The 10433-nt window shown below is 66.8% G+C and carries 4 protein-coding genes; 2 read left to right on the top strand and 2 right to left on the bottom strand.

Going from position 1 to position 10433, the window contains the following annotated elements; genetic code table 11:
* Positions 1-93 precede the first annotated feature (93 nt).
* A complete protein-coding gene (locus ACRX5W_RS22285; protein WP_436790008.1) occupies positions 94-1503 on the bottom strand; it encodes a hypothetical protein in 1410 nt (469 codons plus the stop codon).
* 972 nt (positions 1504-2475) lie between these two features.
* Between ACRX5W_RS22285 and ACRX5W_RS22280 the strand changes: the two genes are divergently transcribed.
* Both ACRX5W_RS22280 and ACRX5W_RS22275 read left to right on the top strand, forming a co-directional pair.
* A complete protein-coding gene (locus ACRX5W_RS22280; protein WP_436790007.1) occupies positions 2476-7107 on the top strand; it encodes an AAA domain-containing protein in 4632 nt (1543 codons plus the stop codon).
* 1 nt (position 7108) lies between these two features.
* Positions 7109-7957, top strand: coding sequence for a hypothetical protein (locus ACRX5W_RS22275; protein ID WP_436790006.1), 849 nt, complete (start codon positions 7109-7111; stop codon positions 7955-7957).
* A gap of 296 nt (positions 7958-8253) precedes the next feature.
* On the opposite strand, the gene ACRX5W_RS22270 is transcribed toward ACRX5W_RS22275, so the two are convergent.
* Positions 8254-10395 carry a hypothetical protein gene (locus ACRX5W_RS22270; protein ID WP_436790005.1) on the bottom strand — a complete coding sequence of 714 codons (2142 nt, stop codon included), beginning with the start codon at positions 10393-10395 and terminating at the stop codon, positions 8254-8256.
* Positions 10396-10433 lie beyond the last annotated feature (38 nt).

The raw sequence follows: 10433 nt of genomic DNA, 5'->3' as shown, positions 1-10433 counted from the left end.
ACGGCTTCCTCGCAGGAACCGGACTGACCTGACGAAACATCAACAACCCAATTCGCAAAGATCAGTAAGTCCTCGGACCCGCGCCGCAGTTGCTTACGTGGAAGGTCCTTGGCTTCCACGATGAGGGGGGCGCCGACGCCTCTGACGTCGCACGGGCGGCAGGGGGCTCGGTACCGCAGGCGTTGCTGCCGGATCCGCCCACGGCACTGGCTGGGTATCCCCATGCCACCCTCCAAGCTGCAATTGCCTCTGATATGAGCCGCGATAGCCGATGCGATGGAGAATCAACAGGGTTGCATAGTGAAGGGATAGTCGCCATGCCTCGGCCGCCAGCCCTTCATGCGCGTAGAGATCGTCGGCGAGGATCCTGGGGTGAACCAGCCGGTTCCGGATACGGGTGACGGCTGTCGGGCCGTCTATGCGCTGGCCTGCCGCGTACTGGGCCAGAACAGGGAGGCCGACCGGGTCGATCGTGGTCGGCTCACCGGCAGACTCCAACAGATAGCGCAGCCTGTCCTCGGCGTAGCCCCTCTCGTACTGCTCCCTCGTCATCAGGTTGCCCAGGACCAGCTTCGTCCAGGCCAGGTTCTCCAGCACCGGCGCCGCGGCGAGAATCCGCTGCTCGACAAAACCTGTGGCCACCGCTTCGGTGGCCATCTGCATCTGGAAACGCGTGGTGCCCTTGAGGGAGGGATCAGTGAAGGCCCGCAGGGCGCAGGAGACAAGTTCGGCGCAGTCGTCAGAATCGTAGTTGTAGAGCCATCCTGATCCGATTTTCTGGGCCCGATCGACGAGAGGCGAGAACCACTGTTCCCAGACGATGTCCCCGTTCGCGTCGTAGCCGACGGGGAGCGCAGGGACGACCTTGCAGCCGAACCCGAACGACAGACTGACTCGAAGGCACTCCAGCACTTTGCGGCCGTCGGCGAGAGAGAACTCGTCACCACTCGTGCGCTTGAGCTCCATGACATGAGTCAGAACGGAGCTGCGCTGTTCGGTGGCGGTTCGCAAGACGTCAGAGAGGTCGGGGCGCTGGTCGATGGTCACCGTCCAGCCGTCGACATCGATGGACCACCGCCCTCTCCAGAAACGAGTGCCCTCGCCGACTCTCTCCCCAAGTGCCGCGTTGGCTGCGGACAACGGCAGGTTCACCCACTGCGCCACCAGCCGCTGCAGGAGAACGCTTTCGTTCCCCAGGTGAGTGGAATTGATCCAGCCGCCCTGGCTGTCACGGCTGTTGGCGGTGAACGTGATGATCGGCCGGCGACCGACGGCGGTCACCTCAACACCGTCGTCCAGGCCCCAGTAGTCCTCTTCGTGCGGCTCGATGGCCCACTCCAGGCTGGGCTTAGCGCCGAAGGTGAGTTCGACCTTGCCCTGCCTGGATCCGTTCTTGAAGCCGACGAGTTCACCGTCGTACACGACGACCGGTTCTCCGGGTGCGTTCCATCCGTGGGGCGCAATGAGGGGGCTGTGCGAGGTGGGCTGCTTGTCGGGGTTCATCTGTGAGCGCGCCTCCGTCGAGCGGGGATGCCGCCCAAATGGACAGCCGACCAGGATATCGAACGATCTGCCGATTCCGCTCGCACCTGCGAGAGGCAGCAGCCCCCGGTGAATCGAAATCCCCTCAGATCCTCAGCCGATCCTCCGAGCATCGGTATGGCGCGGCGCAGGGATCGTTCTCATGTCTGACGGCGGCCACCACGAATCCCAGATCCCGCAGCGGATTCTGCGACTCGCGGGTGTTCTGATCCCAGCCCCGGCAAGCGCGCGATCGACCCGCTTGAGGGGGTAGGAGTACCCGCCGATATCCACGAAGTACTTCGTAACCAGATCCGGGGTGCGGTCGCGTATCCACGCTTCCACCTCTACACACGAGAACGCGTGCTCGCTGCACCGGAATACCACCATGCGCGCCACGGCGGCGAACAGCCCGTCCACCCGGTGTCCACAACGGGTGTGGCGCCCGGCGGGTGGCACATTGGTCGAGGCTGGGGCCGCCCACAGGACGAGCCAGGTCGGAACCTGGGGGCGTCGGCTCACGATCCACTCCAGGAGGCGCTCCTCCACCGCCGCGGACGTGTCTACCGGCGCTGCGGCTGCCGCGACACCCACATCGCCGCCAACTCGGAACCCACCGCCTCAAACTCGCCACCGACCCCACCACGGCGTATCCGGGGCCGCTGCGCGGGCACCGGGCAGTGCCCGCACACGGCTCTGGATAGGGTCTCGTGCCGCTGTGCCGCGATACGAACACCGCCGCTGGGGATGGCCTGCCGTTCGGTGCCCCTTCGATCCACACAACGACCACGATCGCTACCCCGGCCTGACCTGCCGCGCCCCGCGCGACGGGTACCCGGTGCGCACGCCTGAACTCCCCGGCTGACATGTGACTTTGGTAATGCCGGTTGCGGTCGACCACCATTCTCCCTCATTCTGAAAAGTTGGTTTCCTCATCGGTGCGCAGGGGGATTCATGATTCAGCAAGGGGTGGGCTCGGCCGACGACGCGGCGATGCTCCGGCAGACGCGGAATCTGATCGAGTACCTGCGGGAGTTCGTGCGGACCGCTCACAAGCCGGTGCGCGACTGCCGCAAGTACGAGGACGTCGTCTGGTTGCACAGCCTCCCTCGTGACGTGGTGCGCAGGCAAGCGTCCGCCGAACGCGTGGTCCTCTCCGTCGACCACCGCCCACGGGTGCCCGCGCCTGCCATTCCGGATGACCTGGTCGGATGGCTCGCACCGGACGTCGTGGCCGTGCCCTCGCCGCAGGATCCCCGTCTGGGCGCCGTGCGGGCCTTGCCGGCGGGCGCTGAGGATCACGAAGGCCAGCTCGACGGCGCCGACGCAGGCGACGCCTCGGAGGAGTCGACCGACGATCCTGATCGGCTGCGCAGCTACCACCGGTGGCTCCCACGATGGCGGCGCTGGTCCGAGCGGGAACGTGCCGAGGAGCCGTACCGACAGCTTCATCGCCGACTGCAGCGAATCGCACGCCGGATCGATCAGGACGGCGACGTCTACGAAGCGATCCTCGGCGTCGGGCTGGTCACCGGCGGCGCGGACCGGGTCGCCGGCAGTCTGTATCGCCACGTCCTGACAGTGCCGCTCGCGGTCACCATGGACGCGGCGACGATGCGCATCACGGTCTCGCTGGTGCAGGACTGGTCAGTACAGTTCGAGGACGCCGAATTCCTCAACGAAGCCGACGGCTACAGCGGGGAGCTCTTGGCACCCGTCCGCGACCGGGTCCTCGAGGAGCCGGACTTCCATCCGTTGTCGTCCGAGTGTGAATCCCTCCTGGAGGCCTGGACGCGTCGCGCCTTCGGAACGGAGCCCGTGCGCTGCGATGTCTCCTGGGAACCACCCGTGCGTGGCCGTGGATCGGATTCCCGATCGGACGCGGGCGGCCACCAGGTCGCCTCAGCTCCGGCTCTGCTGCTCCGCGAACGCGGTCGGAGTTCGATCGTCGCGTTCTACGACGCGATCGCCGCAAGGCTGGCCCGTCCCGGTGCCGCGAGCCCTCTGGGCCTGGCCCAGTTGCTGGCGCCTCTCGAGGACAGCGAGCGAAGCGCCTGGACGACGGGCAGTGCCGTGACCCCGGCACTCGGCCCCGATCCGCTCTTTCCGCTGGCTGTGAACGCGGCACAACGCGATGTTCTCGAGCGGCTGCAAGGCGACACCGGAGTCGTCGTGCAAGGGCCTCCCGGAACCGGCAAGACCCATACCATCGCAAACCTGGTCTGTGCCCTGCTCGCCGACGGCAAGAGGGTTCTGGTCACCAGCGAAAAGGATCAGGCGCTCCGGGTGCTCAGAGACAAGTTGCCTGAGGACATCCGGGGACTGTGCGTGCTTCAAGGCGACCCGCGGCGCGGCGGTACCGCAGAGTTGGAACGGTCCTTACGCACTCTTGCCTATCTGAGCGCAGGCACCAGCCGCCAAGACCTCGCGGCGCAGGCCAAACTCAGCGCGAACGATCGGCAGGAACTGCTCCGGCACCGGGCACGCCTGCGCACGGCGCTCCGGGAACTGCGTGAATCCGAGTGGTTCGTTCATCCTGAGGTGGCCCCCGGCTACAGGGGGCAGCTTCGCGAGATCATCGAGGCGGTGCAGACAGCCGAGCACCGCTTCTCCTGGCTACCGCCGCTACCCGACGATGCACCCGACCTTCCGGGACTCGGCATCGGCGAAGCACAGCGTCTTCTCGAGCTCCTGCGCCGCCACGGACCGGACCTGCTCGCTGAAGGCGCTCCGCAGTACCCGGATCCGGACACGCTGCCGACCCCTGCAGCAGTCACCCGCGCAGTCGCCGACGTCACCGAAGCCCAGGCCGCCTGCGCCGACGCAGGTCCGGATCCTGTCGCCGACGCGCTGGCCGACGAAGGACAGGATTTCGTCGTCGAGGTGAGCACCCGCCTCGGTCAGGGACTGCAGGCTCTCCGGCGTGGCGGTCTCGAACCTCAGCTGACGTCCGAGCGGTGGCAGGGTTGGCACCACGCGGTCCTGGCCGACAGCATGGCGGGGCGCAGGCAGCATCTGTGGCTGCAGGTGGCCCAAGCGTCCGTCCGCGCCGAGCAGGCACAGCAACAGGTGCACGCGCTGACAGCCGCGCACGTCGACGTCCCGCACCGTGAACCCGCCGAACTCGCAGGCATGATCGCCGCAGGTCGGGCTCTGGTGGCCTTCCTGCGTGAAGGCGGCAAGCTCCGTCGCTGGTTCGGCAGTCCTGCCCAGCGCGACGCGCGCGCCTTACTCGGAACGTGCCGTGTCGACGGCACTCCTCCGGACAGTGCGATCACGATCGCAGCCGTCGTCACGCACCTCGAAGCCGCACAGGCCGTACATCAGGCCAACACCTTCTGGGAGACTGTGAGGGCGGAACCGGCCAGCACCGAACCGACCCTCGCCGCGCTGGCCGACCTTGCCGACCGGGCGACCGATCTGCGGACCATCGCAACAGTGACATCGGTCGCGCGAGGCCTTCACGAGTTGCTGGTCAACGCGGCGATTCCAGCCTCGGTGCGCTCGCCGCAGGAGTGGGAAGACCTTCGCGCCGCCGCGAACAAGGCCTCGTTGCGGCTCGCGCATGCCAGAGCGCGACAGCACGTCGACGAGATCGCAGCGGCGCTGCCGCTCTCCGGTCCGCGGTCCGGTCCGGAACTCGACGCCGCCTACCAAGCTCTGACGACCCTTGACGCCCATGCCTACGCCCAAGCGTTCCAGGCGTTGAGGGTGGCGTACGTGCTCGAGACCGACCGCCGTGAGGCTCACAAACTCCTCGAGCAACTCACCGCAGCGCACCCCGAATTGGCGCGCGCGCTGGTGCTGTCGCCCTTGGCCCCCGAATGGCCCTCGCGCCTGTCCATGTTGGCGCAGGCGTGGGCATGGCGAAAGGCCTCCGACTTCGTGAGCCGACACCTTGCTCCCGGCCGCGAGAAACAGCTGGAGACCGAACTCGCAGAGGCAGAGGCGCGGCTACGCGAGACGGTGGAGCGGCTCGCCACGATCCACGCTCGGATACACTGCCTCAGCCGCATGACGGCGGTGCAGAAGCAGGCGCTTGCCGCATACGTCACCGCGATGAACCAAGCCGGCCGCGGCACTTCCGTGCACGGGAAGCGCCACCTGCGGGCCGCACGATCCGCGATGCGCGAGGCTCGCGGGGCGGTACCCGCATGGGTGATGCCGCTCAAGCAGGTGGCTGCGATGATCGCGCCCGAGCCGGATTCCTTTGACGTGGTCATCGTCGACGAGGCCAGCCAAGTGGGTCTGGACGGTCTGATGTTGCTGTGGTTGGCGCCACGCATCATCGTGGTCGGCGACGACCAACAGTGCGCACCTCTCTATATGGCCGGTGACCACACCCGCCTTCACCGGCGGGTCGACGAGTTGCTACCGGGCCTCGAACACTGGCAACGCAACGGGCTCGACCCCAAGTCCAGCCTGTACGACATCATGTCTTCCCGGTTCAACGAAGTTGTCCGCCTCGTCGAGCACTTCCGTTCCATGCCGGAGATCATCCACTGGTCGTCGAGGCAGTTCTACGACCACGAACTCGTCCCGCTGCGTCAACACGGCGCCGACCGCCTCCCCCCGCTTCGCGTCGTCGCGGTCCCCGACGGCCACTGTGAGGGGGTCCGCGATCGCCTGCACAATCGGCCGGAGGCGGAGCGCATCGTGGCCACGCTGCAGCAACTCATCGGCGCCCCGGAATACGCCGACAAGTCGTTCGGTGTCATCTCGCTCCGCTCGGGCGCCCAGGTACGGCTGCTGGAAGACCTCATCGACACGAACCTCGATGCGGCGGTGCGCGAGCGCCACAAGATCCGAGTCGGTACGGCAGCCCAGTTCCAAGGCGACGAACGCGACGTCGTTCTGCTGTCGACGGTGGTCGACACGGACCATGTCCGCGCTGTCCGCAGCCTCGCCGACGGGCGTCGGTTCAACGTCGCCGCCAGCCGCGCCCGCGATCAGATGTGGCTGTTCACCAGCGTGACGGCCGACCAACTGCCGGACAGGGACCTTCGGCGTTCCCTGCTCACCTACATGCAGTCACCGCCCCTGCTGCAGCAGACACCGCCGGAACTGGCCGACGTGTCGCCCGATGAGCCCAGGGCACCGTTCCAATCGCTTTTCGAGCAACGCGTCTTCCTCAAGATCCGGCAGCGCGGCTACCACGTCGTGCCTCAGTGGAAGGTCAATCGCAAGTTGATCGACCTCGTCGTCGTGGGGGAAACCGGCAAACTCGCGGTCGAATGCGACGGAAGCCCCTACCACTCGTCGCTCCAACAGATCCACGACGACTTCGAACGCGAACGGGAACTACGCCGAGCAGGCTGGCGATTCTGGCGCATTCGCAGCAGCGCGTTCGCCCTCTCTCCGGACGCGTCCATGGAGCCCTTGTGGGCGCGACTGGACGCGTTGGGGATCCGCCCCGGCGTCTCGCGGGACGACACCGGGGACGCCACAAGCGACTGGACACCAGTCGAACTCGACCACGACGCCTCGGACAGCGACACCGAACCCCTGCCGACCGACAACCCCGTCCACGCCGACGACGCACTGCCCGCCGCGACCGGCAGGGACGTCCCCACACAAGGAGAATGACGTGACCGCCTCGTTCGACGAGAGCACCCTGACCGAGGTCGCCCATCTCATCTGCGGCGACGACGGCCCACTGGTGTACCGGCAGGGCTGGGAGCTTCCCGAGTTCTTCCGCCGGGCTGGCTGGTCCGAGGTCCCCGAGCACGACGGCACCCCGCGGCACCAATGGACGACAACCCTCTTGCACGAGCGCCGGATCCCACGGCCGGAGGAAGTCGAGATGGCCGTCCTCCGCCTCGCGAACCCCCGCGAGTACCACGGGCAGGAGAAGGAATACCGGACCACGATGGATCGGCTCAACCAGCTCCTGCTCGTCGAGGGCTGGCGGGTCGAGCTGGTGCGCGGCACACCAGTCCTATCCGAACAGGACCCGGTCTTCGGCGGTCGAATCGTGCCACGTGTCGAGTTGCAGGTATCCATTGGCCAGGTCGTCGACGACGCGGAACTTGCCACCGCGGTGCAGCTGCGCCTGGACGAGGCACGGATCTGCTACGAGAACGGCGCATACATCTCCGCGATCATCATGCTCGGCAGTCTGCTGGAAGGCGTCCTTCTGCACGCTGCGAATTCCCGACCATCCGATCGCCCCCTGCCGAAGCCGCTGAATCGCCTCGGTCTGCAGGATCTCGTCCAATTCGCCCATGCCAACGCCTGGATCGAACTCGACGCCAAGATGGCCTTCGAACTCGTCCGCCATTACCGCAACGCCGTGCACCCCCACCTGGCGACACGCAGCAAGCACAGCCCCGACCGAGACACCGTCGACATGTGCTGGCCGGTGGTCAACGCAACGCTCAACGACCTGGCGGCCAGTGCAGGAACGCCACGCGCACGATCATCCGGGCAAACCTGACGCAATGACGTCTGGACGCTAGTTGCCACGACCATCGGCTCGTCTGCGCGGCTTGCGAGTGGTGCTGGCCTGACGCACCGCTGTGCATCGCGGCGCGTTGGGCTCGCTCACTACTGGGTCGAGCATGCGATCCACCAGAACTCCCGTCGCCGAGGGAAGCCACCACGCGTGGGTTCGGAGAAGTTACGACCACCAGGTCGCCTCGACGCCACCGATCACCTGCAGCCTTGTGTGCGCCGTGCTCCGCGCTGTCTTCTCGACGTGCGCTCAGCGCGCGTGGTCGGCCGCTTGCCTCATCACTGTGCGACGCCAGCGTCACCGCCGCGCTCCGATGTGTTCCAGAGGCCTTGGTAGACGCGGAGCTCATCGTCGGTGAGCTCCTGGTCGCCGGTGAGCGCTATCACCGTCGTGTCCCAATCTCTGAAGCCGTCGACACGAGGAGTCAGAAGCACACCGACTGTGGTGAGACACACGAGATCCGTCGGTGCGCCACGTTCGTGGTGCCGCAGCTGCAGCCATGCCGAGAAGCCGGCGCGGGTCTCGTCCGTAAGGGCGGAGCAAACGGCAAAGCCGAGCTGGTCCTCCTCCGGGCCCGCGAGGAACGTCCGTATCCGCCACATGGTGGTTCCGGCTTCAGCTTCGGTAACGGCGGCAAGGGAGTCGATCAGGAGACGCCCCAGCTCAGTTCGGTAGCCGACCGGCAGACTGTCGAGGGATGCCAGGACACCCTGCCAAGCCTCGAAGTCGTCGGGTCCCATCGGGCTCGTCGCCACGTCCTCCAACAAGATACGGACCATCGCGTGTGCTTCGTCGTCGTCACTTCCGGCTGGTGCAGTTGGAAGCAGTGGCGTACTGCGAGTCTCCGCGCCGTGCCGCATCCACGCCGGGTCCAACGGTCCCGGAGGGGCGGTCGCGTCGGCACCGGCCAGTTCGTAATAGCGCTCCGGCTCTGTGCCAAGCACGGGGACGGATCCGCCGACCCGGTGCAGGTACGCGACCACGGCGTGAGCGGAACGCAGCTGGTGGAACAGGAACTCCCATTCCCGCCTGCACAGGTTGACGACTGGCGTCGCCTTCTGCGGTGCAGGAACATATAGGCCGTCCGGGGGACACGGATGATCGATGATGACCACGCCTACCCAATCGACGGCCGGGCTGTCGACGCGGATGCTGCGCCCGCGGCCGTTGACCTTCTGCACAGGTTTGGCCTTCAGCCGCCGCACTGTGCCATGGATCTGTTTGGCCGCCGCAGTGAGCTGCTTGGTGATCCACGAGGCTTCCCGCTCGGCAGTGCCGGGCTCGACCTCACGAGCCTTGCTCTGCACGACGACACCCCGGCTTCCCACAACGAGCAGCCCGTCGCTGATCTCCCTGACGCTATTCCCCTTGCGCTCCACGCTCGGAGCCATCACGAAGTCGGGCAGGCCCCACGTGGCTGCTGCAGCTTCCACGGCCAACTCTGCGGCGACTCCGCGCTTGGGGTGCGTGCGCAAGGGTGATGCCTGCGGAATCACCCGCTCGTAAACCCCGTCCGGAGTGGTCACCAGCAACGTGATCGTCTCGGCGTCCCGGGCCCTGCCCAGGCCGATGTCCGACGTGGCCAACATCGCCAACTCGTCGTCGGTCCAGCCTCGGGACGACCGGGTCGCCTCGGTCCAAGGGCTCGAGCCGTCGGCAGCGGGCGGCAGGAGGATCCGCCGACTACCCGGCACACGACTCGACAGCCACGCGAACGAGACAGCGAGTCTGACGACAGCCTCGATGGCACTTGCCAGCCGGCGGTCGAACGTGTCGTCGGCGTCCGACGGGGTGAAGCCATCGACAAAGCAGATGTCAACGTTAGTGCCAGCCTGCGCGCTGACCGAGCCCCCGGGGTGGTGGCCGACCAGTCGGTACTCCGCCAGAACCCGGTCATCACCTCCCAGAGCGCCCGAGGACGACGGGACGACGCTGGCGACCGCCTCCGGAGGTTCTGCGTGCACTCGGGGTTCGACGGGCGTCGCCCACGCACTCACCACCGCGCCGTCGTCCAGCGCCGCGTCCCAGTGCACCAGATGGGCCAGACTCCGACGAAGAAGATCGATGACCTGGTCATCTGCACGGCCTTGATAGGGCTGGCAGTCCTCCACCATCGCCACATGTGTGCGCAAGGTCCCGTCCATGCACAAGTCGGCGAGCAGGTCCTGAAACGCGTCCGGCGAATCGGCAACTGGAAAGAACCTGGGAACCTGCGGCCGATGTGGACGATGCAACGCGCTGAACCCCTCGACCGTTTCCACGACCAATTCGTCCAGGCACGCCCAGAGCTCCCGTACGCACTCGCGGAACAACCCGGTGAGCTCCGCCTGACCGCCAGGTGGCCAATGCAGACAGGCGCTGATGGTCCCGGACCCATCAGGCTCGGTGACCACGCGCTCTTCCACAAGTCCATCGCCCAAGAGCGCACTCCACCGTGACGCCATGGACCTTCTGGCAT

Source organism: Yinghuangia sp. YIM S10712 (assembly GCF_051388935.1).
GTDB lineage: Bacteria > Actinomycetota > Actinomycetes > Streptomycetales > Streptomycetaceae > Yinghuangia.
Note: the sequence above shows the minus strand (reverse complement) of the source record. Positions and strands in the feature narration are given on the sequence as shown.